The sequence below is a fragment of the Halomonas sp. JS92-SW72 genome, from assembly GCF_003547075.1.
Classification (GTDB): Bacteria; Pseudomonadota; Gammaproteobacteria; order Pseudomonadales; family Halomonadaceae; genus Halomonas; species Halomonas alkalicola.
In genome coordinates this window covers 55,687-78,642 of sequence record NZ_CP032147.1, presented here as the reverse complement: position 1 = coordinate 78,642, position 22,956 = coordinate 55,687, and the positions used below count along the sequence as shown (strand labels likewise).

The 22,956-nt window shown below is 70.7% G+C and carries 20 protein-coding genes; 18 read left to right on the top strand and 2 right to left on the bottom strand.

Annotation, left to right across the window (positions count from 1 at the left end; genetic code table 11):
• The first annotated feature begins 70 nt into the window (after positions 1-70).
• Positions 71-586, top strand: a complete 516-nt coding sequence (locus D1793_RS00355) for a zinc ribbon-containing protein (protein ID WP_119020382.1) — start codon at positions 71-73, stop codon at positions 584-586.
• 3 nt (positions 587-589) lie between these two features.
• Here the strand turns inward: D1793_RS00355 and D1793_RS00350 are convergent, their stop codons facing one another.
• Both D1793_RS00350 and D1793_RS00345 read right to left on the bottom strand, forming a co-directional pair.
• On the bottom strand, positions 590-1,912 hold the full coding sequence (locus D1793_RS00350; RefSeq protein WP_240407744.1) for a hypothetical protein: 1,323 nt from the start codon (positions 1,910-1,912) through the stop codon (positions 590-592).
• Between the two features lie 58 nt (positions 1,913-1,970).
• Complete coding sequence (locus tag D1793_RS00345) at positions 1,971-2,876, bottom strand: LysR family transcriptional regulator (RefSeq protein WP_119020381.1); 906 nt, start codon at positions 2,874-2,876, stop codon at positions 1,971-1,973.
• 314 nt (positions 2,877-3,190) lie between these two features.
• Between D1793_RS00345 and leuC the strand changes: the two genes are divergently transcribed.
• The 17 genes from leuC (at position 3,191) to D1793_RS00260 (ending at position 22,894) form a co-directional block, all read left to right on the top strand.
• The gene (leuC, locus tag D1793_RS00340) at positions 3,191-4,618 is read left to right on the top strand and encodes a 3-isopropylmalate dehydratase large subunit (RefSeq protein WP_119020380.1); all 1,428 of its coding nucleotides are present in this window, start codon (positions 3,191-3,193) and stop codon (positions 4,616-4,618) included.
• A 3-nt stretch (positions 4,619-4,621) separates the two neighbouring features.
• Complete coding sequence (gene leuD / locus D1793_RS00335) at positions 4,622-5,275, top strand: 3-isopropylmalate dehydratase small subunit (protein WP_119020379.1); 654 nt, start codon at positions 4,622-4,624, stop codon at positions 5,273-5,275.
• A 156-nt stretch (positions 5,276-5,431) separates the two neighbouring features.
• Complete coding sequence (gene leuB, locus D1793_RS00330) at positions 5,432-6,511, top strand: 3-isopropylmalate dehydrogenase (RefSeq protein ID WP_119020378.1); 1,080 nt, start codon at positions 5,432-5,434, stop codon at positions 6,509-6,511.
• Between the two features lie 116 nt (positions 6,512-6,627).
• Positions 6,628-7,740 carry an aspartate-semialdehyde dehydrogenase gene (gene asd, locus D1793_RS00325; protein ID WP_119020377.1) on the top strand — a complete coding sequence of 371 codons (1,113 nt, stop codon included), beginning with the start codon at positions 6,628-6,630 and terminating at the stop codon, positions 7,738-7,740.
• Positions 7,741-8,012: 272 nt separating this feature from the next.
• Complete coding sequence (locus D1793_RS00320) at positions 8,013-10,649, top strand: FimV/HubP family polar landmark protein (protein ID WP_119020376.1); 2,637 nt, start codon at positions 8,013-8,015, stop codon at positions 10,647-10,649.
• Between the two features lie 6 nt (positions 10,650-10,655).
• The gene (gene truA, locus D1793_RS00315) at positions 10,656-11,576 is read left to right on the top strand and encodes a tRNA pseudouridine(38-40) synthase TruA (RefSeq protein ID WP_119020375.1); all 921 of its coding nucleotides are present in this window, start codon (positions 10,656-10,658) and stop codon (positions 11,574-11,576) included.
• A 185-nt stretch (positions 11,577-11,761) separates the two neighbouring features.
• A complete protein-coding gene (locus tag D1793_RS00310) occupies positions 11,762-13,684 on the top strand; it encodes an asparagine synthetase B family protein (RefSeq protein WP_119020374.1) in 1,923 nt (640 codons plus the stop codon).
• 212 nt (positions 13,685-13,896) lie between these two features.
• On the top strand, positions 13,897-14,079 hold the full coding sequence (locus D1793_RS00305) for a hypothetical protein (protein WP_119020373.1): 183 nt from the start codon (positions 13,897-13,899) through the stop codon (positions 14,077-14,079).
• A 53-nt stretch (positions 14,080-14,132) separates the two neighbouring features.
• On the top strand, positions 14,133-15,368 hold the full coding sequence (locus D1793_RS00300) for a PqqD family protein (protein ID WP_119020372.1): 1,236 nt from the start codon (positions 14,133-14,135) through the stop codon (positions 15,366-15,368).
• A 37-nt stretch (positions 15,369-15,405) separates the two neighbouring features.
• On the top strand, positions 15,406-16,401 hold the full coding sequence (locus D1793_RS00295) for a hypothetical protein (protein WP_119020371.1): 996 nt from the start codon (positions 15,406-15,408) through the stop codon (positions 16,399-16,401).
• Between the two features lie 63 nt (positions 16,402-16,464).
• Entirely contained in the window at positions 16,465-17,121 is a 657-nt protein-coding gene (locus D1793_RS00290) for a phosphoribosylanthranilate isomerase (protein WP_119023517.1), read from the top strand.
• Between the two features lie 91 nt (positions 17,122-17,212).
• On the top strand, positions 17,213-18,427 hold the full coding sequence (trpB, locus tag D1793_RS00285) for a tryptophan synthase subunit beta (protein WP_119020370.1): 1,215 nt from the start codon (positions 17,213-17,215) through the stop codon (positions 18,425-18,427).
• An 8-nt stretch (positions 18,428-18,435) separates the two neighbouring features.
• The gene (gene trpA / locus D1793_RS00280; RefSeq protein WP_119023516.1) at positions 18,436-19,251 is read left to right on the top strand and encodes a tryptophan synthase subunit alpha; all 816 of its coding nucleotides are present in this window, start codon (positions 18,436-18,438) and stop codon (positions 19,249-19,251) included.
• Positions 19,252-19,329: 78 nt separating this feature from the next.
• Entirely contained in the window at positions 19,330-20,346 is a 1,017-nt protein-coding gene (gene accD / locus D1793_RS00275; protein ID WP_119020369.1) for an acetyl-CoA carboxylase, carboxyltransferase subunit beta, read from the top strand.
• 4 nt (positions 20,347-20,350) lie between these two features.
• A complete protein-coding gene (gene folC / locus D1793_RS00270) occupies positions 20,351-21,622 on the top strand; it encodes a bifunctional tetrahydrofolate synthase/dihydrofolate synthase (RefSeq protein WP_119020368.1) in 1,272 nt (423 codons plus the stop codon).
• Complete coding sequence (locus tag D1793_RS00265; protein ID WP_119020367.1) at positions 21,619-22,335, top strand: SPOR domain-containing protein; 717 nt, start codon at positions 21,619-21,621, stop codon at positions 22,333-22,335. Before folC ends, D1793_RS00265 begins: the two co-directional genes overlap by 4 nt.
• Before the next feature lies 1 nt (position 22,336).
• The gene (locus D1793_RS00260) at positions 22,337-22,894 is read left to right on the top strand and encodes a CvpA family protein (protein ID WP_119020366.1); all 558 of its coding nucleotides are present in this window, start codon (positions 22,337-22,339) and stop codon (positions 22,892-22,894) included.
• The last annotated feature ends 62 nt before the right edge of the window (positions 22,895-22,956 follow it).

Below are 22,956 nucleotides of genomic sequence, written 5' to 3'. Positions count from 1 at the left end.
AAGGATACCCCAGCACGGCCCGGCCCGGCTATGCCCGGCCCGGCCGGCTCACCGCAGGAAGGAGCGCACCATGAGCGAGCAGCAGAAACATTCCCGGGACCATCGCCTGCGTCAAGGCTATGAGCGCATGCTCGAGCGCCTGCAGGAGGGGGCCCACGAGCTCACCTGGGAGAACCTGCAGAAGGAGCTAGATGAGGCCGTGGAGTTCGAGGCCGAACTCGAGGAGTTCACCAAGGACGAACTCTCCCTGCTTCGCGCCTGGGTGGAGCGCGACCTCAAGGACATGCGCCGCTACCTGAGCGCCGGCGGCGAGAGCGTCGCCACCTGGCTCGGCATCGACCTCTCCGCGCTGTCGCGCAAGGTGAGCGAGTCGCTGCTCTCCATCGCCGACCGCAGCGTGGTCGACCGCGAACGCCTGGCGGAGGATCTGGAGGCCGCCCAGGCCGACTACTGCGAGGGCGAGATGGCCGTTCCCGGCCGCATGGCCTGCGTGCACTGCGACGCCGAGGTGGACCTGCCCGAGATGACCCTGATCGAGCCCTGCCACCGCTGCGGCCATCGCTACTTCAAGCGGGTATCGAGGTAGCGGTTACAGCCAGGCGTCGAGCAGGACGATGGCGCCCACCACCAGCGCGGAGAGGGCGGCGGCGTAGCCGAGGTTGTGGCGCATCATCACGCCGCCGCTCACCCCGTAGCGCCCCTGCAGCGAGAGGTTGATGCCGGAGAGCGGGCCGACGCTGGTGCCCACCGCCCAGGAGGCCAGTGCCACGAAGGCGAACAGCGTCTGGCGGCTCCCTTCCAGTTCCAGCATCGAGGCCAGCACCGAGACGCCGATGATCGGGTGAAGCCCCGCCACGGCGCTGGCCACGATGGCCAGGAAGCTGGCCACCGCCTGGGGCGCGCCGAAGTGGGCGAAGAGCGTCCACTGGCTGCCGGTGAGCGCGCCGATGAAGGCCGAGAGCCCCTGGGTCAGGAGGCCCGCACACAGGAAGAGCGCGATCTCCCCGCGCATGGCCGGCAGCCGCTCCAGCGTATGGCTGCGCACCCGGCGCAGGGTCCAGCGCGGGCCCCGTGGCAGGTTGGCCAGCAGCGCCACCGCCGGCAGTAGGAAGGTGATGATGCTGACGATGGAGAGCGCGGGCGTCAGGACGTAGTGGAACAGCAGCACCAGGGCGGCCATGCCCACCGGCATCAGCAGGCTGCGCGGCGAGAGCGAGTAGCCCGCCACCTCGGTGAGATCGAAGCGCCGCGACAGGTCGAGCAGCGAGAGGGTGCCGGCCAGCATCCCCAGCGGCAGGCCGAGTGCCAGGATCGACGTGAAGCGCATCTCCGGCGCCAGGGTCATCACCACCCCCATGGAGGCGAAGAAGGGCGACCAGAGCGCGGCGCTGGAGAGTCCACGGTTGAGGGCCAGCAGCTGCGGCAAGGTGAGCTCGCCGTGGCGCCGCAGCCGGTCGCCTACCATGAACACCGTCGAGAGGTTCAGCACGGCGCCGAGCAGGTGGACCCCCAGCCAGGTGCCGGCGGTGCCGCGCGCCCCGGTCACGGCGCTGCCGGGCGGGGCCTTGTGCCCCTGGCGGGTGCCGATCAGCGTGATGAAGCTCACCCCCACCAGCATCGCCACCACATAGCTGTTCCCGTCCAGCAGCCGGTGCCAGGCGATCTCGGCGCCGTGGAAGAGCGCCGCGACCAGCGCCAGGGCCATGCCGAGCCCGGCCAGGATGCCGGCCTGGCGGCGATTGCCCCGCTTGAGGTCCGGCCACAGCAGCACCACAGCGAGCCAGAAGGCGTAGCTCACCGCCGGCAGGGCGATCGGCAGCCCGGCCAGGCGCAGCACCTGCAGGGCGAGCCCCGTGAGGATCAGGCCGCCGGCGATGGCGTGGCGAAGCGAGGTGGGCGGGGCAGGGGACAAGGGGCGGGCTCCGAACGGGTGGCAGGTCGGTCGACAACACGATCAGACTGTGAGCAGTCTAACCAACTCCCGGGGCGGCTGTCCTCGCTGCCGCCTCCCGGGCCGCGTCCAGCTGCTCCAGCATGGCCCGGGCGGCGTTGGAGAGGGTGCGGCTGCGGTGCACGAGGTAGCCCAGCGGGCGATGGATCGGCGGGCAGTCGATGGCCAGCTCGTGAAGCTCGCCGGCTACCAGTCGCTCCGGCAGCAGGCTCCAGCCCAGGCCGATGGCGGTCATCATCTTCAGCGTCTCCAGATAGTTGGTGGAGAGCGCCACCGGCAGGCGCAGCCCCGCCGCGGCGAAGCGCGCCTCGATCAGCCCCCGGGTGAAGGTCAGGGGCCCGGGCAGCACGGCATCGTGCTCGCATAGCTCGCGCAGCGCCACCCGCCTGCGTCTGGCCAGCGGGTGGTCGTGGGCGCAGACGAAGCAGAGCCGGTCGACCCACACCGGGACCACCTCGAGCAGCGGGTCGGGGTGGGGTGCCAGGGTCACCACGGCGATCTCCAGGGCGCCGTCCAGCACTCCCTGATAGGCCTCCTCGGAGTCGAGGAAGTGCAGATCCAGGCGCACCTCGGGGTGGGCTCGGGTATAGGCCTTGAGCAGCGGCGGCAGGCGGTGCAGGCCGATATGGTGGCTGGTGGCGAGCGTCAGGCTGCCGGCCACGCTGCCCTCGAGGTTGCCCAGCGCCCGGCGGCTGTCGTCCACCATCACGAGGATCTGCCTCGCCCGGGGCAGCAGCACGCGACCGGCCTCGGTCAGGCCGACGGCGCGGCCGATGCGATCAAACAGCCGCGCGTTGATCTGGGCCTCGAGCACGGCGATACGCTTGCTCACCGCCGGCTGGGTCAGGTGCAGCTGCTCCGCCGCGCGGGAGAAGCTGCCGCTCTCGGCCACCGCCAGGAAGGCCTGCAGGCTCTGGGTATCCATGGTGCCTCCATTTAGCTATTCCCATAAGGAATGTAATCCATAAATAACATGAATTGATTTTATGGGCGAGGGGCAGGAAACTGGCGTCAAGGCATCGAGCAGCCAAGGCTGATTTTCATTGCAGGCACTGAGCGGCGCCGGGGGCAGGTCTGAAGGGGGTCTTTTTCCAGGGAAGTAAAAAGTAGCGTACAGGGAAGTATTCACAGCGCCCCCAAACAGACCTGTCGCCGGAAAAGCCGCCCCTGGAGGTGCCCCAAGGGGCCTCTACGATCGACCAGACAGAGCACAGGGCGCAACCGCCCGGGAGAAACGAAATGGCAGGCCAGACTCTCTACGACAAGCTGTGGACGCAGCACCTCGTCAAGGAGCGCGATGACGGCACCGCGCTGATCTACATCGACCGCCAGCTGCTCCACGAGGTGACCTCGCCCCAGGCCTTCGAGGGCCTGCGCCTGGCGGGCCGCAAGCCGTGGCGCCTCGACGCCAACCTGGCGACCCCCGACCACAACGTGCCCACCACGGTGAAGGAGCGCGCCGAGGGCAACGCCGGCATCAAGGACCCGGTGTCGCTGATCCAGGTGCAGACCCTCGACGACAACTGCATCGAGTTCGGCATCGAGGAGTTCAAGATCAACGACCCGCGCCAGGGCATCGTCCACGTGGTGGGCCCGGAGCAGGGCGCCACCCTGCCGGGTATGACCGTGGTCTGCGGCGACTCCCATACCGCCACCCACGGCGCCTTTGCGGCCCTGGCCCACGGTATCGGCACCTCCGAGGTGGAGCACGTGCTGGCCACCCAGTGCCTGCTGGCCCAGAAGATGAAGAACATGCAGGTGCGCGTCGAGGGTGAGCTCGGCATCGGCGTCACCGCCAAGGACGTGGTGCTGGCCATCATCGGCGAGATCGGCACCGCCGGCGGTACCGGCTACGCCATCGAGTTCGCCGGCAGCGCCATCCAGAGCCTCTCCATGGAAGGGCGCATGACCGTCTGCAACATGGCCATCGAGGCCGGTGCCCGGGTCGGCCTGATCGCCGTGGACGACACCACCATCGAGTACCTCGCGGGCCGTCCCTTCGCCCCGGCGGGCGACCAGTGGCAGGCCGCCGTGGCCGACTGGCGCGAACTGGTCTCCGACGCGGACGCCGAGTTCGACAAGGTGGTGGTGCTCGATGCCGCCGCCATCGAGCCGCAGGTCTCCTGGGGCACCAGCCCCGAGATGGTCACCGGCGTCTCCGGCGAGGTGCCGGACCCGGCCGAGCAGGCCGACGAGACGCTGCGCAGCGGCTACACTCGTGCCCTCGAGTACATGGGCCTCGCCCCGAAGCAGAAGATCACCGATATCAGGCTCGACAAGGTGTTCATCGGCTCCTGCACCAACTCGCGCATCGAGGACCTGCGCGAGGCGGCCAAGGTGGCCCGCGGCCGCAAGGTCGCCGACACCATCAAGCTCGCCATGGTGGTACCGGGCTCCGGCCTCGTGAAGCGCCAGGCCGAGGCCGAGGGGCTCGACAGGATCTTCACCGAGGCGGGCTTCGAGTGGCGCGAGCCCGGCTGCTCCATGTGCCTGGCCATGAACGCCGACAAGCTCGGCGCCGGCGAGCACTGCGCCTCCACCTCGAACCGCAACTTCGAAGGACGCCAGGGCTACGGCGGGCGCACCCACCTGGTGAGCCCGGCGATGGCCGCCGCCGCCGCCATCGCCGGCCACTTTGTCGATGTCCGCACCCTTGAGGAGGCCTGAGCCATGAACAAGTTCGAACGCACCGAAGGTCTCGTCGCGCCGTTGGACCGCGCCAACGTCGACACCGACCTGATCATTCCCAAGCAGTTCCTGAAGTCGATCAAGCGCACCGGCTTCGGCGTCAACCTCTTCGACGAGCTGCGCTATCTGGACGAGGGCTACCCGGGCCAGGATTGCTCCCAGCGTCCGAAGAACCCCGACTTCGTCCTCAACCAGCCGCGCTACCAGGGCGCCAGCGTGTTGCTCGCCCGCCGCAACTTCGGCTGCGGCAGCTCCCGGGAGCACGCCCCCTGGGCGCTGGAGGACTTCGGCTTCCGGGTGGTGATCGCCCCGAGCTTCGCCGACATCTTCTACAACAACGCCTTCAAGAACGGCCTGCTGCTGGTCACCCTCCCCGAGGAGGTCGTCGACCAGCTGTTCCGGGAGGTGGCGGCCAGCGAAGGCTACGCGCTCGAGGTGGATCTCGAGAACCAGCGGATCACCACGCCCTCCGGCGAGATCATCGAGTTCGAGGTGGATGCCTTCCGCAAGCACTGCCTGCTCAACGGCCTCGATGACATCGGCATCACCCTGCAGGACGAGGACGCCATCCGCGCCTTCGAGGCGAAGCACCGCGCCGCACGCCCCTGGCTGTTCCGCGATAGCGCTCAAGCCTGACGTTCCCACTACTCCGAGGAAGCGGAGCGTCGGGGGCAGGCCGAAGAGGAGGTCCTATGCCAGGGATGGCATCGGTAGCGTACAGGGATGTATTCACAGCGCCTCCTCGCAGGCCTGCCACCGAGGTAGCTCCGCGGTTCCAGCAAGGAAGAAGCAATGACTCAGAAGATTCTGGTACTGCCGGGTGACGGCATCGGCCCCGAGATCACCGCCCAGGCGAGCCGCATCCTGGCCGCCTGCCAGGCCCGCGGTCTGGACGTGGAAGTGGAAGAGGCCCTGGTCGGCGGCAGCGCCTACGACGTGCACGGCGAGCCGCTGCCCGCCGAGACGCTCGAGAAGGCCAAGGCCGCCCGCGCCATCCTGCTCGGCGCCGTGGGTGGCCCCAAGTGGGACAAGCTCGAGGACCTCTCCAAGCGTCCCGAGAAGGGGCTGCTCGGCTTGCGCAAGAACCTCGGCCTGTTCGGCAACCTGCGCCCGGCGATCACCTACCCGCAGCTCGCCGAGGCCTCCAGCCTCAAGCCCGAGCTGGTGGCCGGTCTCGACATCATGATCGTGCGCGAGCTCACCGGCGGGATCTACTTCGGCCAGCCCCGCGGCATCGAGGTGCGCAACGGCGAGCGGGTCGGCTTCAACACCTACGTCTACTCCGAGAGCGAGATCGAGCGCATCGGCCGTGTCGCCTTCGAGATGGCCCAGAAGCGCGGCAAGAAGCTCTGCTCCGTGGACAAGGCCAACGTGCTCGAGGTCACCATCCTGTGGCGCGAGGTGATGGAGCGACTGGCGCCGGAGTACCCGGACGTCGAGCTCTCCCACATGTACGTCGACAACGCCGCCATGCAGCTGGTGCGTGCGCCCAAGCAGTTCGACGTCATGGTCACCGGCAACATGTTCGGCGACATCCTGTCGGATGCCGCCGCCATGCTCACCGGCTCCATCGGCATGCTGCCGTCCGCCTCGCTCAACGAGACCGGCCAGGGCATGTACGAGCCCTGCCACGGCAGCGCCCCGGACATCGCCGGCAAGGGCATCGCCAACCCGCTTGCTACCATCCTCTCGGTGGCCATGATGCTGCGCTACTCGCTGGATGAGCCGGCGCTGGCAAGCCGCATCGAGGACGCCGTGGGCAAGGTGCTGGACGACGGGCTGAGAACCGCGGATATTGCCTCCGAGGGCACCCGCACCGTCTCCACCGCCGAGATGGGCGACGCCGTGCTGGCCGCCTTCGAGGCGCTCTAGGCGCGCCGAGCCATTGTCAGAATCTGCTGTTGAATCAGGGCGTTCCGGGCCCGCCTGCGAGGCGGGCCCGGTTTCTGTATAATGTTGACCCACATTCGATTACTGGAGGACTTCACATGTTGAAAGTCGGTTTCGTCGGTTGGCGCGGCATGGTCGGTTCCGTGCTCATGCAGCGCATGGTGGAAGAGGGTGACTTCAACGGCATCGAGCCGGTCTTCTTCACCACTTCCCAGGTCGGCCAGGCCGGCCCCGACGTCGGCGTGGACGTGCCTCCGCTGAAGGATGCCTTCGACCTCGACGCGCTCAAGGCGCTGGACGTCATCATCACCTGCCAGGGCGGCGACTACACCAAGGCCGTCTATGGTGACCTGCGCAGCGGCGGCTGGAAGGGCTACTGGATCGACGCCGCCAGCACCCTGCGCATGGAGGATGAGGCCACCATCATCCTCGACCCTGTCAACCGCCACGTCATCGACGCCCAGCTTTCCCGCGGCGCCCGCACCTTCGTCGGCGGCAACTGCACCGTCAGCCTGATGCTGATGGGTCTCGGTGGCCTGTTCGAGGCCGACCTGGTGGAGTGGATGACCTCCATGACCTACCAGGCCGCCTCCGGTTCCGGCGCCAAGCACATGCGCGAGCTGCTCAGCCAGATGGGCGCCCTGCGCGACAGTGTGGCCGACGAGCTTGCCGACCCGGCGAGCGCCATCCTCGACATCGACCGCAAGGTCACCGAGACCATGCGCTCGGGCGCGTTCCCCACCGAGAACTTCACCGCCCCGCTGGCCGGCAGCCTGCTGCCGTGGATCGACACCAAGCTCGACAGCGGCCAGAGCCGCGAGGAGTGGAAGGGCAGCGTCGAGACCAACAAGATCCTCGGCCTCCAGGCGAATCCCATCCCCATCGACGGGCTCTGCGTGCGCATCGGCGCCATGCGCTCTCACAGCCAGGCCTTCACCATCAAGCTGAAGAAGAACGTGCCCCTCGACGAGATCGAGGAGCGCATCGCCCGGCACAACGACTGGGTCAAGGTGGTACCGAACGACAAGGAGGCCACCATCCGCGATCTGACCCCGGCCGCCGCCACCGGCACCCTCACCATTCCGGTGGGCCGCCTGCGCAAGCTGGCCATGGGCGGCGAGTACCTTTCCGCCTTCAGCGTCGGCGACCAGCTGCTGTGGGGCGCCGCCGAGCCGCTCAAGCGCATGCTCAAGATCCTGCGCGAGCAGTAAGCGTCGCCAAGCTCCCCGCGGCAGCCTGCCGCGGGGCCAGTGACGGCGGGGCGCCACCTTCGGGGGCGCCCCGCTTTGCTGTGGAGGGCATGGGGCGTTGATTCGCGAGGCGTGGATCAATGGCTTACGTTGAAGGGATGACGCCTGGCATGACCCCGCTCAGGCGCGTCGAGGCGGCAAATATGGTACACAGGTACCATATCGATACAACGACATGGCATCGGTGCCGCGGCCTCGCCGCCTGGTACTGCCGACGGACGCAAGGGACCTCCATGAAACGCAAGCTGACACTCGCCATGCTGCTTTCGCTTTCCGCTGCCAGCCCCCTGGCCCTGGCACTGGGGCTGGGGGAGGCGGAGGTGCGCTCCACGCTGAATGCACCCCTGCGCGCCACCCTGCCGCTTACCGATGCCGCGGGTATCCAGCCCGGGCTGCTCAATGTCTCGGTGGCGGACGAGCGGGCCTTCGCGGCGGCGGGCCTGCCACGTACGCCCCTGGCGGCAAGCGTCAGGCTGGCGGTGGAGCAGCGCCAGGGGCGTCTGGTGGTGGAGCTGACCACCGAGCGGCCGGTCCGCGAGCCCTGGCTGGACCTGCTGCTGCGCTTCGACTGGCCGGGCGGCCAGCAGTTGCGCGAGGTCACCCTGCTGCTCGACCCCCCGGACTACGACCAGATGCCGGCCCTGGTGGTGGGCAGCCGGCGCGTGGCGGCGCCTGTCGTCTCGGTGCCGCCGGCCGCCGCCCCCTCGGCGCAGGCTCAGGCGCCGGCGGTGCGTCCTGCCGCGGCCCCCGCCGGCAGCGGTGACCCGACCTGGGTGCGCAGCGGCGATACCCTGTGGGCCGTGGCGGGGCGCCTGCGACCGGACAGCGGCATCAGCATGAACCAGATGATGGTGGCCCTGGTGGAGGCGAACCCCGAGGTCTTCCCCTCCGGCAACATCAATGCCATGCGCGCCGGCTTCAGCCTGGTGGTGCCGAGTCGCGAGCGGATTGCCGCACGCTCCGGCGCCGAGGCGGATCGCATCGTCGCCGAGATGACCCGGGCCTGGGCCAACCGCGGAGGCGGTGCGCCGGCGCGTGTCGCGCTGGGCGGGGCGACTTCCGGCGAGCCCGTGGCGGTGGCCGCGGCAGCGGCTTCCCCGCCGCCGGAGGCCGCCCCTGCCGTTGAGCCGCCAGCCGACGCTGCCGAGCCGGCGGCCGAGGTCGTGCAGCCCGCCGAGGAGCAGGCCCCGGCGGCGTCAGCAGAAGAGCCCGAGACGCCGCGACTCACCCTGCTCACCGATGCCCAGCTGGCGGCCGAGGGGACTACTCCTGGCGAAGCGAGTGAAGGTGGCGAGGACGAAGCGGCCGGCGAGGCGCCCTCCGAGGAGGCCGGGGATGGCGTCGCCGAGGCCGGCGAGGCATCGGGCGCTCCCCAGGTCAGGGTCGACCCCGACCTGCTGGCCGCCCTCTATGGCGATGGCGAGCTGAGCAGCGACGAGCGCCTGCTGCGCCTAGAGAGCCAGTGGCTCGAGCGGCGCGACGCCCTCGAGGCGGTGCAGGGCGAGCGGGACCAGTTGCAGGAGGAGCTCTCGGAGATGCGCGATGAGCTGGCCATCCTGCGTGAGCAGCTGGCGGCGCTGACCGCCGGCGGTGCCGGGGTCGATGGCCCCGGCGCCGGCGGCATCGCGCCCCCCGGCGCCACGCCAGAGGAGCGCCCCTGGTGGGGGGCGATCTACCAGGGCGAGCTCGACCGCAACCTGATGCTGGGCGGTGCCGGCCTGGTCGCGCTGCTGGCGCTGTGGCTGGCGGTGCGTCGCCGTCGCCGCCAGGAGGGGACGCCTGCCGTCGCGGGTGCCGGCCCGGTGCGGGTGACCGTACCGGGCGCCCCGGCCCCGGGGCAGCCCGAGGCCGCAGGCCCTGCCGCGGCCCCGCCCGCCGCGCCCTCGGTGCAGGGTTCGCTGCCCCAGGCCGAGGCGATCAGCGAGGCCGATATCTTCATCGCCTACGGGCGCTATGACCAGGCGCGCGAGCTGCTCGAGGCCAGTCTGGCCCGGGAGCCGGAGCGCGACGACCTGCGCCTCAAGCTGCTCAATGTCCATCTGGAACAGGGCAACCGCGACGAGGTCGAGCGTGAGGCCGCCCGGCTGCGCGAGGGCGGCAATCCCGCCGTGCGCGACGAGGTGGAGCGCCTGCTCGCGCGCCACGGCCTGCCCCCGGCCGCCGCCACTGGTGCCGCCACCGATGGTGCCGCCGCCGATGGTGCAGCCGCCGATGGTGCAGCCGGTGCCGCTGCGGAGCGCGCGGTGTTCGACCGCCCCGCCGAGCGTGCTCCGCGGGTCTTCGACGAGGCCGGCGAGGAGGAGGGCGACGCATCAGGAGAAGAGGCGGATGAGCACACTGCCCCGGCCCAGGCGGCCCCGGATGCCGACGCCTACCGTCGTCCGGCGTCCCTGGGGGCGCCGGCGGCAACCGAGGAGCATGAGCCCCGGGTCGAGCCCGACCCCGAGCCTGAGCTTCCATCCCAGCCCGAGCCGCTTCAGGTCACCACCCGGCGCCTCGAGGACGGCAGCGAGATCATCGACTACCGCCCCCCGGCGCTGGATCCCTCGCCGGCGCCCAGGCAGGAGACGCCCATGCAGCCGGGCATCGACTTCACCCCGGTGAAGGGCGGGGAAAGCCCCCCGGACTCCGGTGACGACGACGAGCTCCCCCAGGAGTGGGAGGTGGAGGAGGTTTCCTTCCCGCCCCTCGAGGCGGATAATGGTGGCTTTTCACCCGGCGCCGCCCCGGAGCGTCTGGCCGAGGCCCAGCGCCTGGTCGATGCCGGCGAGGCCGGTCGCGCCCGAGAGCTGCTCGCCGAGCTGGCCGAGAGCGACGACCCCGCCATCCGCGACGAGGCCCGCGCGCTGCTTGGCCGACTGGACCCCTGATTCCGCATGACCCTCTTTCAGCTTCTCGATGATCGCACCCCCCTGGCCGGCCGCCTGGCCATGGGGGTCGAGTACGACGGCAGCGCCTACTGCGGCTGGCAATACCTCAAGCATTCGCCCTCCGTGCAGGGGGCGCTGGAGCAGGCCCTGGGCCGGGTGGCCGGCCAGCCGATCCGCATCCATGCCAGCGGGCGCACCGACTCCGGCGTGCATGCCACGCGCCAGGTCATCCACTTCGACCCGCCGGTGCCGCGCTCCCAGAAGGCCTGGGTGTTCGGCGTCAATGCCAACCTGCCCCGGGACGTCGCCGTGCGCTGGGTCAAGGAGGTGCCCGAGAACTTCCACTCCCGCTTCAAGGCCCTGGCGCGCCGCTACCGCTACATCCTGCTCAACCAGCCGAGCCGCCCGGTGCTGGAACGCGCCAATGTCACCTGGTGCCGCGACCCCCTGGACGCCGAGGCCATGCACCGCGCGGCCCAGGTGCTGGTGGGCGAGCACGACTTCTCCAGTTTCCGAGCCGCCGGCTGCCAGTCGAAGACCCCCTGGCGCCATCTGCACTTCATCGAGGTACACCGCCACGGCCCGCTGGTGGTGGTGGACGTCCAGGGCAACGCCTTCCTGCACCACATGATCCGCAACATCGTCGGCGCCCTGGTCACCGTGGGTCGCGGCGAGCGTGGCGAGGAGTACCTGGCCGAGTTGATGGCCCTCAAGGACCGCACCCTGGCCGACGTCACCGCGCCGGCCTGTGGCCTGCACTTCGTGGACTCCCTCTACGACGAGAGCTGGGGCCTGCCCCGGGAGCCGTTGGGCCCCAACCTGCTCGCCTTCCTCGGCGAGTGGACCGGCGAGCGGCCGCTGCCCGACTGCCCCATGGTGGAGTTCCGCCGTGGCCGGCCGGTGGCCGACACCCTCGCCGGCGAGTGAGCAAGCCGCGGGTCACGCTCGTCTCTTCTCCCATGGCCCGCAGCGCCGCGGCGCCGACAGGCGTGATGCCTGTGCCATACCGCTTCTCTGCTACATTCTTCAGGTAGCGCCCCACCTGACCGAACGAGGCGGGTGGGGGTCCCGGCTGGCCGCCTGCGCCAGCCAGCCGAGGGGAGAGGGCGCCTGTGAGCGGCATCTGCGGCATCATCCATTTCGATGGCACCCCGGTCGAGAGAGGCGAACTCGAGGGGATGGCGAGGCGAGCGGCCTACCGCGGCCCGCAGGGCATCCACTACCACTGCGAGGGTCCCGTGGGGATGGCCTGCCTGGAACTCGACACGACGGCGGACGCTACCGGCGCCTGCCGTCCGCTCATCGACGGCGAGCGCCGCTTGCTGTTCGTGGCCGATGCGCGCCTCGACAACCGCGGCGAATGTGCCGCGGCGATCCGGAGCCCCGGGGCCGAGCGGGCCACCGATGCCGAGCTCATGCTGGGCATGCTCTGCCTGCCGGGCGGGGAGGCGCCCGGTCGCCTGCTCGGCGATTTCGCCTATGCGCTGTGGGATGAGCGCAGCGGCGAGCTGCGCCTGGCGAGGGATGCCATGGGGATGCGCGCGCTCTACTACCGCGTCGAGCCGCGGCGGGTGCTGTTTGCCACCGAGGCCGCGCAGATCCTCGCGGCGGGTGGGGTGCCGCGCCGCCTGAACGAGCGCACCGTGGCCTGGCACCTATCCGGCATGCAGACCCCGCCTGGCTGCCTCTTCTACGAGGGCATCGAGGAGGTCAGGCCGGGCGAGGAGGTGAGGATCGCGGCGGGCAGGGCGCCTGAGGTGACGGCCTTCTGGTCCCCGGACCCCGAGCGGCGCCTGCGCTATCGCGATGAGCGGGAGTATGCCGACGAGCTGCGTGAGCTGCTGACCGAGGCGGTACGCTGCCGGCTGCGCACCACCTCTCCCGTGGGCATCAGCCTCAGCGGCGGCGTCGACTCCTCCACCGTGGCCTCGGTGGCCGGCTGGCTGCATGGCCGTGAGCCGGGCGTGCCGGCGATGCGCGCCTACAGCTGGGTCTTCACCGACCTGCCCGAGTGCGACGAGAGCGACAACATCCACCGCGTCGCCGACCACTTTGGCATCCCGGTCACCGCCATTCCCGCCGAGGAGACCTACCCCCTGGTCGACGAGGCGGCGAACCGGCCCCACGAGGATGACCCCTTTACCTCGATGTTCCAGCCCTTCATGCACCGGGCGCTCGCAGCGGCCGCCGGTGACGGGGTCGCCCTGATGTGCTACGGCTTCCGGGGCGATGTGATGTGCGGGGGCAACGTCAACGACGTGCCCGGCATGCTCAGGGCGGGCCACTGGCGCCAGGCCCGAGAGGAGCTCGGGGCGCTCTCCCGGGTGATGTCCCTGTCACCGGCCGCCACCCTGCGCCGCTACCTGATGGAGCCCGTGCTCGTGGACCTGCTGCCGAGCCGGGTGCGGGTCGCCGGCCGGCGAGCTCTCCAGCGGCGCGAGGGGAGTCCCCAGGCCGGCGTCAGGACGGGGCCCGCGGCGCGTGCCGCCGCTCACGTGCGCGATGATTTCCTGGCGCGAGCGGGGCTGCCGCTGCTGGAGCCGGTCCGCGAGGCGGCCAGGGTGTGGCCGCGCATCGCCGCCCGCCACCGCTACATCCACGTCTTCTCCCCTCTGGTGCTGCGCGGCGTGATGTATGCCGAGCGGGTCGCCGCCGCCCACGGCCTCGCCATCGCCGATCCCTGGAGCGACAGGCGCATCGCCGACTTCATCCTGGCCTGTCCCCAGCACTGCGTCGACACCGCCGTGGAGGTCAAGCGCCTGGCCCGGCGTTCCGTGGAGGGCATCATGCCGTCGGACGCCATCCGGGCGGCGAGCAAGGTCTCCCCCGAGCCCCTCTACCTGGAGGCGCTTCGCCGCCAGGCCCATGACACCGTGACCGACCTGATCACCGACAGCCGCTGTGCCGACTTGGGCTTCATCGACGAGGCCAGGCTGCGCGACCGCTTCGCCCGCTTCGCGAGCGGCGAGGCGCCTACTTTCGACCTCTGGCCGACCCTCTGCCTGGAGCTCTGGCTGCGGCGCTACTGGTCCTGAGCGGGGGCTCGGGGCAAAAGCACGACGACCCTGGGCGCGGCATGCTGATAAAAACCAGTGTCCTGCCGAGGGAAACCATACCGCGACCGCCTTGTGGCTGACGTTGGCCTCGCCTAGTGTCATTCCTGCGGGATATGTAATTCCAGGTAAGGGAGGGTAAAGAAATGGAGCCGATATCCCGTTCTTGTAACCGTTCAGCAGGAGTGACCAACATGAACAAGACGACCCATCGTGAGACCACACGGCGCCCCTACCGCGCCCCCGAGCTGAGGCAGTGGGGAACCGTGGCCGACATCACCCTGGTGGGGCAGACCAACCCCGGGGGCGACGTCCTGCCCGGGCAGGCCCAGGGGCGTGACGGCGGCAGCATCAATCCGCCGGGACTGTCGCGCTGAACGCATGACCGGCGCGTCGCATCCCGTTTACACGCTGTGACCGTATGGATCGGATGCCACCGCACCTCGATGCCATAACGCTGCTCGATGGCCGTCACGGCCTCGAGCGGCTCCTGGCGTTCACCCGGCAGGCGGATGCCGAGGCGGCACTGGGGGCGCTGGCGCAGGGCATCCAGGCCAACCCCCTGTGGCAGGCGCTGGGGGTGGTGCGCCTGGTCGGTCGCGCCCGTCCCGCCCCGGTGCTGGCCCTCTTCGGCACCTTCTCCCCGGCCCAGCGGCTGCAGCTTCAGGACCTGGCGGCCCAGCTGGATGAGCTCCTCACCGCCCATCGCTATGTGGACTACCACGATGCCGAGCGTGCCGCCGAGGGGCTCGCCGAGGCCCTGAGGCGCCGGTACGGCAGCGAGGCCCTGTCGTGCCTGAGCTTTACCGCGATACCCCGGGGGGGCTGGATCGTGCTCGGCATGCTCGCCTACCTGCTCGACCTGCGCCCCGACCAGCTGGTGGCACCGGGCCGTGACCCACTCGAGCGCCGGGCCGACGACGAGGGGCTGGTGGTGGTGGATGACTGCGCCCTGTCTGGCCTGCGCTTCCAGCAGTTCCTGTCGCAGTGCGACGCCGCGAGGGTCATCTTCTGTCCGCTCTACGCCAACCCGGCGCTGTGTCGCGCCATCGAGGCCGCCGAACCCCGCGTCGAGGCCTGCCTGCACGCGGTGGATCTTCAGGATGTCGCCCCGGCGCGATTCGGCAAGGCCTACCCGCAGTGGCTGGCCGAGCGGCGCGCGCGGATCGGTGACAGCGGCTACTGGTGCGGCATCGCCGAGTATGTCGCCTTCGCCTGGTGCGAGCCCCAGACGAGGTACTGGAATACCGAGACCGAGCGGTTCGAGGCGGGCTGGAACCTGCTGCCGCCGGCGCTCTCCCTGAAGCGGCGCATCGCCGCCTCGCGGCTCCATGCCGCCCGGGGCGGGACGGGGGAGCCGGACGTCGAGCTGCTCGATCATCACGCTCACGGGCCGCTGATCGTCGCCGATGGTGTGCTGTGGACCGAGATCGACTCGGCGGTGGCCCTGGCTCGCCTGTCGGCGGAGCCGTCGGGGAGCGCGCCCTGCCTTCGCCTCGAGGAGACGGCGGCCGACATGTGGCGGGCCCTGCTGGCCCATGGCTCCCTCGAGGGGGCCGAGGCGGAGCTGGTGGCCCGCTATGCCGTTCCCGGCGAGACGCTGCGCAGGGATCTCGCCGGCTTCGTGGCTCAGCTTCAGGGTCATGGCATCCTGGCGTGTCGTTGACGCCCTCCGGCCGCGTGACAGGGGAGGTGACGCGAACATGAGAACCTACCGCTACCGCCTCTTCGGCCTCTGCGTGGAGAGCGACCACCGCCTCCAGGCGCCCATGACGCTCGCCCCGCCCGAGGCGACGCCCGAGCTGCATTTCCGCTGCGCCCTCGGCACCCAGCCGCCGGCGCCCCCGGACCTCCTCTATGCCAGTCCGGAACACAATCGCCTCGGCGAAAGCGTGGTGCAGCTCTACGCCATGCCGCACGGCGTGCTGATGCGCTTTCCCCGGGTAGCGGACTTCCGGCTCTCCCCGGGGGAGATCGACTGTCGCCTGGCCGACCCCGATCTCGCCTTCATGATCGACATCTGCCTGCTGGGCCACGTGATGGCCTACTACCTGGAGCTCTCGGGAGTAGCCGCCCTTCATGCCGGGGCCGTGGCGTGGGGGGGGCAGGCGGTGCTGTTCGCCGCGGACCGCACCGGAGGCAAGAGCACCCTGGTGGCCTCGGCCGTCGCGGCGGGCCTTGCGCTGCTGGCCGATGATATCGCGGCACTGGAGCTTCGTGGGGGTGCCGTGTGGTGTCGTCCCGGCTTCCCACAGATGAAGCTCACCCCCGAGCAGGCGCAGCGCTTCGCGGGAGGAGCGGAAGGGTTCGGCCTGGTGCACCCCTCCTTTGCCAAGCTGAACGTGCCGGCCGAGCGGGTCGGGAGTCTCGCCACGGCGCCGCTGCCGCTGGCCCGGATCTACCTGGTCGAGCGCCGCGCCGAGGCGGCGGATGCCTCGGTGAGCATCGAGCCTGTCGCCCCGGGGGAGGCGCTGATCCAGCTCGTGCGGCACTCGTTTCTCGCCGAGCTCCTCGATGGCCATGCGGCGCACCCGGGCTTTGGGGAAACGGGCAGCCTGCACGCGCAGCGTTTTCACCGGCTGGCGGCCCTGGCCCGTGCCGTGGCGGTCAGGCGCCTATGTTATCCTAGCGGCTACCAGCACCTGCCGGCGGTCCATGCGGCGGTGCGAGCCGATCTCGCGGCCCCCGGCGCTCCATGACGCTCTCATGGCGCCGGCGGGGCCGGGAGGTCGTTTGACTCCCGACACGACCGAGGCGCGATGATGACAGCAGGCCAGGGGGCGATGGCCCGAACCCGGGTGAAACTGTGCGGCCTGACCCGGCCCGAGGACGTCGATGCCGCCGTGGCGGCGGGGGCCGATGCGCTCGGCTTCGTGCTCTGGCCCGGCAGCAAGCGCGCCGTGGACGAGGCGCGCCTGGCGGCGCTCGCCACGCGGGTGCCGGCCTTCGTCACCCGCGTGGGGCTCTTCGTCGACCAGGACCCCGCGCTGGTCGAGCGCTGTGCCGCGCACCTCGACCTGCTGCAGTTCCACGGCGACGAGCCGCCGGCCTTCTGCGAGGCCTTCCGACGCCCCTGGATCAAGGCGCTGCGCATGCGCGACGATCTCGATCTGCATGCCGCCGCCGAGGCCTATCGAGGGGCGCGGGCGCTGCTGCTCGACGCCTACCACCCCGGGGTTCCGGGCGGTACCGGCGAGACCTTCGACTGGTCGCGAATCCCCGCAGGGCTGGCAAAACCTGTTATCCTCGCCGGAGGCCTCGCTGCCGACAATGTGGCCGAGGCCATCGCCACCGTGGCGCCCTTCGCGGTGGACGTCTCCGGCGGTGTCGAGGCCGCGCCCGGCATCAAGGATGCCGGACGCATCGCGGCCTTCCTCGAGGCCGTGGGCCGAGGGGACGCGGCGCGCCTGGCGCGCTGACTCGTCTCGGCCAGTGCCCGACGCCTGCCATGGCGTGGCATCACCCGTTTTTCATCCCTTTGCCTTCTGGCGACCTAGTGAGGTGTCTTTCGTGAGCAAGTTCAGTGACCTGACCCGACTGCCGGACGCCCGCGGCCACTTTGGCCCCTACGGCGGCCGGTTCGTCTCGGAGACCCTGAGCTTCGCCCTGGACGAGCTGGAGAAGACCTACCTGAGTCTTCGTGACGACCCGGCCTTCCAGGCGGAATTCGACTATGACCTGGCCCACTACGTGGGGCGTCCTTCGCCGCTCTATCATGCCGAGCGGTGGTCGAAGCAGCTGGGTGGGGCACAGATCTGGCTCAAGCGCGAAGACCTCAACCACACCGGTGCCCACAAGGTGAACAACACCATCGGCCAGGCGCTGCTCGCCAAGAAGAGCGGCAAGCCGCGGGTGATCGCCGAGACCGGCGCCGGCCAGCACGGCGTGGCCACCGCCACCGTGGCGGCGCGCCTGGGGCTCAAGTGCGACGTCTACATGGGCGCCGAGGACATCCAGCGCCAGAAGCTCAACGTCTATCGGATGCGCCTCTTGGGTGCCAACGTCATCTCGGTGGAGTCCGGCACCCGCACCCTCAAGGACGCCATGAATGAGGCGCTGCGCGACTGGGTCACCAACGTCGACGACACCTTCTACATCATCGGCACCGTCGCCGGCCCGCATCCCTATCCGATGCTGGTGCGCGACTTCAACTCCGTGGTGGGTCGCGAGGCGCGCCGCCAGTCCTTCGAGGAGTTCGGGAAGCTGCCCGATGCCCTGGTCGCCTGCGTCGGCGGCGGCTCCAACGCCATGGGGCTCTTCTACCCCTTCGTCGAAGATGACGAGGTGGTGATGTACGGCGTCGAGGCCGGCGGCGACGGCGTCGAGACCGGCCGCCACGCCGCGCCGCTCTCCTCCGGCGCGCCCCGCGGGGTGCTGCACGGCAACCGTACCTACCTGATGTCCGACGAGGGTGGCCAGGTCTCCAATACCCACTCCATCTCCGCTGGCCTCGACTACCCGGGCGTGGGCCCCGAGCACGCCCTGTGGAAGGACGTGGGCCGGGTCAACTACGTGGCCGCCAACGACGATGAGGTGCTCGCCGCCTTCCGCGAGCTGACCCGCGTCGAGGGGATCATGCCGGCCCTGGAGTCTGCCCACGCCCTGGCCTACGCCAAGGTGCTGGCGCCCACCATGCGCCCCGACCAGAACATCGTCGTCAACCTCTCGGGCCGCGGCGACAAGGACATCCTGACCGTCGCCAAGCTCGACGGCATCGAGATCTGAGGGACATGATGAATCGTATCGACCAACGCTTCGCCGAGCTCAAGGCCCAGGGCCGCCGCGCGCTGATTCCCTTCATCACCGCCGGCGACCCGGCGCCCCAGCACACCGTGGGCTTCATGCACGCCCTGGTGGAGGCGGGCGCCGACGTGATCGAGCTGGGCGTGCCCTTCTCCGATCCCATGGCCGACGGCCCGGTGATCCAGAAGGCCTGCGAGCGGGCGCTCAAGCACGGCGTGCGCCTCTCCCACCTGTTCGAGATGGTGCGCGAGTTCCGCCAGACCGACACCGCCACGCCGGTGGTGCTGATGGGCTACCTGAACCCCATGGAGCGCATCGGCCTTGCCGCCTTCGCCGAGCAGGCCGCGGCGGCCGGCGTCGACGGCGTGCTGACCGTGGACATGCCCCCGGAGGAGGCCGAGGAGCTCGGCCCCCTGCTCAAGTCCCATGGGCTCGCCTCGATCTTCCTCGTCGCCCCTACCACTTCCGCTGCCCGGGCCGCTACAATATGCGCCCACGGCGAAGGCTATCTCTACTATGTCTCGCTCAAGGGCGTGACCGGCTCTGCCAGTCTGGACGCCGCCGACGTGGCCGACCACCTGGCCCCGCTGCGCGAACAGACCGACCTGCCGCTGTGCGTCGGTTTCGGCATTCGCGACGGCGCCTCGGCCGCCGAGGTGGGTCGCGTGGCCGACGGCGTGATCGTCGGCTCGGCGCTGGTCAGTCGCATCGCCGAGAACGCCGAGCGCCCCGAGGTGATCGCCGGCGAGCTCAAGGCGGTGCTCGGCGAGATGCGCCAGGCCCTGGACGCCATGAGCGCGAGCTGAGCGGCGCCTTCGCCACAGGATTCGACCCACGCGCCCGGCCAGGACCGGGCGCCGACCACATGACGGAACCCTTCTGACATGAGCTGGCTAGACAAGATCGTGCCCTCCATGGGGCGTATCCAGCGCAAGGACCGCCGCGCCAGTGTGCCGGACGGTCTGTGGCGCAAGTGTCCCAAGTGCGAGGCGGTACTCTACCTGCCCGAACTCGACAAGCACCATAACGTCTGCCCCAAGTGTGACCACCACCTGCGGCTCACCGCGCGCAAGCGCCTCGACTGGTTCCTCGACAAGGAGGGCCGCGAGGAGATCGCCGCCGAGGTGGAGCCCGTCGATCGCCTCAAGTTCCGCGACTCCAAGAAGTACAAGGACCGCCTGACGGCGGCCCAGAAGGAGACCGGCGAGAAGGATGCCCTGATCGCCATGCGCGGGCGCCTCGACGGCCTGCCGGTGGTGGTGGTGGCCTTCGAGTTCAGCTTCATGGGCGGCTCCATGGGCGCCGTGGTGGGCGAGAAGTTCGTGCGCGCCGCTACCCTGGCCCACGACGAGCGCATTCCGCTGATCTGCTTCTCCGCCTCCGGCGGGGCGCGCATGCAGGAGGCGCTCTTCTCGCTGATGCAGATGGCCAAGACCTCCGCCGCCCTGGAGAAGCTCAAGCAGGCCGGCGTGCCCTACATCTCGGTGCTCACCGACCCGGTGTTCGGCGGCGTCTCGGCGTCACTCGCCATGCTGGGCGACCTCAACGTGGCCGAGCCCAATGCGCTGATCGGCTTCGCCGGCCCGCGCGTCATCGAGCAGACCGTGCGCGAGAAGCTGCCCGAGGGCTTCCAGCGCAGCGAGTTCCTGCTCGACCACGGCGTCGTCGACATGATCGTGCGTCGCGGCGAGATGCGCGACCGCCTGGGGGCGGTGCTGCGCAAGCTGACCCACCAGCCCGCCCTGGGGCTCCCCGAGCTGCCCGCCGACGAACCCGACCTGGTGGACGCCGCCGAGCAGGCCGAAGCCCAGGAGAGCGCCGAGCCGGCGGAGAGTGCGCCCGGCGCCGACGAGGCGACGCCCCCGCCCGGCGATGACGCCCGGGAAGACGGCCGTCGCTGAGCCGATGAGCAACGTGGCACTGCCCACCACGCTCGAGGCCTGGCTGGCTCGGCTGGAAGCCGCCCATCCCGTGGGCATCGACCTCGGCCTCGATCGCGTGGCCGAGGTTGCCCGCCGCATGGGGCTGCTGGCGCGCCCCATCGCCGGCCGGGTGATCACCGTGGCCGGCACCAACGGCAAGGGCTCCACCGTGGCCATGCTGGAGGCGCTCGCCCGGGCCCACGGCCTGACCACCGCCACCTATACCTCCCCGCACCTGATCCGCTACAACGAGCGCCTGCGCCTCGACGGCCAGGAGGCCTCTGATGCCATCCTGATGGCGGGCTTCGCCGCCGTCGAGGCGGCGCGGCTGGATGGCGAGCCGGTCAGCCTGACCTACTTCGAGGTGGGCACCCTCGGCGCGCTCTGGGCCATGGCCCAGCACCCGGCGGACATCGCCCTGCTCGAGGTGGGCCTCGGCGGGCGCCTGGACGCGGTCAATATCATCGACCCGGACGTCGCGGTGGTGACCACCGTGGCCCAGGATCACGCCGCCTTCCTGGGCACCGATCTCGAGCAGATCGGCCGCGAGAAGGCCGGCATCCTGCGCCCCGGGCGCCCCGCGGTGCTCGGCAGTCGTGAGCTGCCGGCCAGCGTGCGCCAGGTGGCCGCCGAGCTCGGCGCCCGGGTCTTCGCCCTGGGCGATGACTTCCGGTGGGACGATAGCCTCCCCGACCCCGGCCTGCCCCTGGACAACGCCGCCACGGCGCTGAAGGCCCTCGAGCTTGCCGGGGTGGCCCTCGATCCGGCGGCCTGCCGCCGAGCGCTGACCGAGGTGCGCCTGCCCGGCCGCATGCAGTGGCTGGGGCAATGGTGCCTCGACGTGGGTCACAACCCCCATGCCGCCCGTTACCTGGCCGAGCGCCTGGCGGCCGCGCCCTGTGCGGGACGCACCTGGGCCCTGCTGGCCATGCTCGGCGACAAGGATGCCGACGGCGTGATCGCCGCGCTCGCCCCGGTGGTGGATGGCTGGGTCACCGCGAGCCTGGCCGGCGAGCGGGCGCGCCGCGCCGACGACCTGGCCGAACGCCTGGTCGGGCAGGGCGCCTCGGTGGCGCACCGGGGCGGCTCGCCGAGCGAGGCCGCGGCCTGGCTGGCCGAGCGGCTGGCGCCGGAGGATCGCGTGCTGGTGTGCGGCTCCTTCTTCACCGTGGGCGAGGTGCTCGAGTGGCTGGCGCAGCGCCCGTCGGCGGGTCAGACTGATCAGGACACAGGTGGCAGCGAGGAAGCCCGATGAAATATGGATGGCGTGAGCGCATCAGCGGTGCGGTGATTCTGATTGCCCTGGCGGTGATCTTCGTGCCCCTGCTGTTCAGCGAGCCGGCCCCCCGCAGCGAGAGGCCCCAGCCGGTGCTGACCATCGAGCAGCCCATCGAGGTGCCGCGCATCGAGGTGCCGGAGCCCCGGCCCCCGTCGAGCCTCGGCGAGTTCGGTGGGCCCATGGCGATGCCTGACGAGGATGAGGCGCTGCGCGACGATGCCCCGGTGGAAGAGGTCGCCGAGATCGCCGAGGAGGCCGCCGAGCAGCTGGCCCGGGCCGAGGCGTCCGCCGAGGTGATGGTGCCGCCCGTCGTCGATGCGACGCCGAGCCCCCGGGCCGAGCCCGCGCCGTCTCCCGCGCCGGCCCCGGACCCCATCGCCGAGCTGGCCCGGGCCGCCGACCAGCGCCTGGCCGAGAGCCGCAGCCAGTCCGCCGCCACGCCGGCGCCCGCCGCCTCCGGCGGCGAGTGGGCGGTCCAGGTGGGCAGCTTCGGCGAGCCGGCCAACGCCGAGCGCCTGCTTCAGCAGCTGCGCGAGCAGGGCTTCCCGGCCTACAGCCAGCCCCGCGACAACAACCTGACCACGGTCTATGCGGGCCCCTACGGCTCCTCCGAGGAGGGCGAGCGGGCCATGAACGAGCTCAAGTCCCGGGCCAACCTCCAGGGCCTGCTGGTGCGGGCGAGGAACTGAGATGGCGCTGACCTGGCTGGACTGGCTGTTCATCGCCCTGCTGACGGTCACCGCGGTGACCGGCTTCCTGCGCGGGCTGATCCGCGAGGCCCTGGGCCTGGCCGCCTGGGTCATCGCCCTGCTCGCCGCCCGGGTGCTGGCCCAGCCGGTGGCGGACCTGCTCGCTGGGCTGATCGACAACGCCGACGGCCGCCTGGTGCTGGCCTTCGTGCTGGTGATCTTCGGCGTGGTGCTGCTCTGCGGCATCGTCATCCGCCTGGTTCATGCCGCGGTGGAGTGGGTGGGCATGGGCCTCTTCAACCGGGTGATGGGGGCCGCCTTCGGCGCCGCCAAGGGCGCGGCGATCCTGGTGCTGGCCACCATCGTCATCGGTCTGACCCCGCTGGCTCAGCTCGAGGCGTGGCGGGAGGCCGAGCTGCGCCCCCACTTCGAGCAGCTGCGCGACTGGGCGGTCAGCCAGTTCGAGGCCTGGGAGGGGCGGCTGCCCGAGACCCCGGGCTCCCTCGGCGAGATTTCCCTTCCCGGGCGCGGCGAGGCCGCCGACCGGGACAACCCCTGACAGACGACTTGGGGGTGGGTGCGCCCACCCCGATTCTCCAAAGCAAGCTCCAGGCAAGCGAG

Coding starts and splice junctions, on each gene's coding strand:
- D1793_RS00265 (WP_119020367.1), top strand. CDS start 21,619: ATGAAATATGGATGGCGTGAGCGCATCAGCGGTGCGGTGATTCTGATT.
- trpA (WP_119023516.1), top strand. CDS start 18,436: ATGAATCGTATCGACCAACGCTTCGCCGAGCTCAAGGCCCAGGGCCGC.
- asd (WP_119020377.1), top strand. CDS start 6,628: ATGTTGAAAGTCGGTTTCGTCGGTTGGCGCGGCATGGTCGGTTCCGTG.
- folC (WP_119020368.1), top strand. CDS start 20,351: ATGAGCAACGTGGCACTGCCCACCACGCTCGAGGCCTGGCTGGCTCGG.
- leuD (WP_119020379.1), top strand. CDS start 4,622: ATGAACAAGTTCGAACGCACCGAAGGTCTCGTCGCGCCGTTGGACCGC.
- D1793_RS00300 (WP_119020372.1), top strand. CDS start 14,133: ATGCCACCGCACCTCGATGCCATAACGCTGCTCGATGGCCGTCACGGC.
- truA (WP_119020375.1), top strand. CDS start 10,656: ATGACCCTCTTTCAGCTTCTCGATGATCGCACCCCCCTGGCCGGCCGC.
- leuB (WP_119020378.1), top strand. CDS start 5,432: ATGACTCAGAAGATTCTGGTACTGCCGGGTGACGGCATCGGCCCCGAG.
- D1793_RS00295 (WP_119020371.1), top strand. CDS start 15,406: ATGAGAACCTACCGCTACCGCCTCTTCGGCCTCTGCGTGGAGAGCGAC.
- accD (WP_119020369.1), top strand. CDS start 19,330: ATGAGCTGGCTAGACAAGATCGTGCCCTCCATGGGGCGTATCCAGCGC.
- D1793_RS00320 (WP_119020376.1), top strand. CDS start 8,013: ATGAAACGCAAGCTGACACTCGCCATGCTGCTTTCGCTTTCCGCTGCC.
- D1793_RS00345 (WP_119020381.1), bottom strand. CDS start 2,876: ATGGATACCCAGAGCCTGCAGGCCTTCCTGGCGGTGGCCGAGAGCGGC.
- D1793_RS00305 (WP_119020373.1), top strand. CDS start 13,897: ATGAACAAGACGACCCATCGTGAGACCACACGGCGCCCCTACCGCGCC.
- D1793_RS00260 (WP_119020366.1), top strand. CDS start 22,337: ATGGCGCTGACCTGGCTGGACTGGCTGTTCATCGCCCTGCTGACGGTC.
- D1793_RS00290 (WP_119023517.1), top strand. CDS start 16,465: ATGACAGCAGGCCAGGGGGCGATGGCCCGAACCCGGGTGAAACTGTGC.
- D1793_RS00355 (WP_119020382.1), top strand. CDS start 71: ATGAGCGAGCAGCAGAAACATTCCCGGGACCATCGCCTGCGTCAAGGC.
- leuC (WP_119020380.1), top strand. CDS start 3,191: ATGGCAGGCCAGACTCTCTACGACAAGCTGTGGACGCAGCACCTCGTC.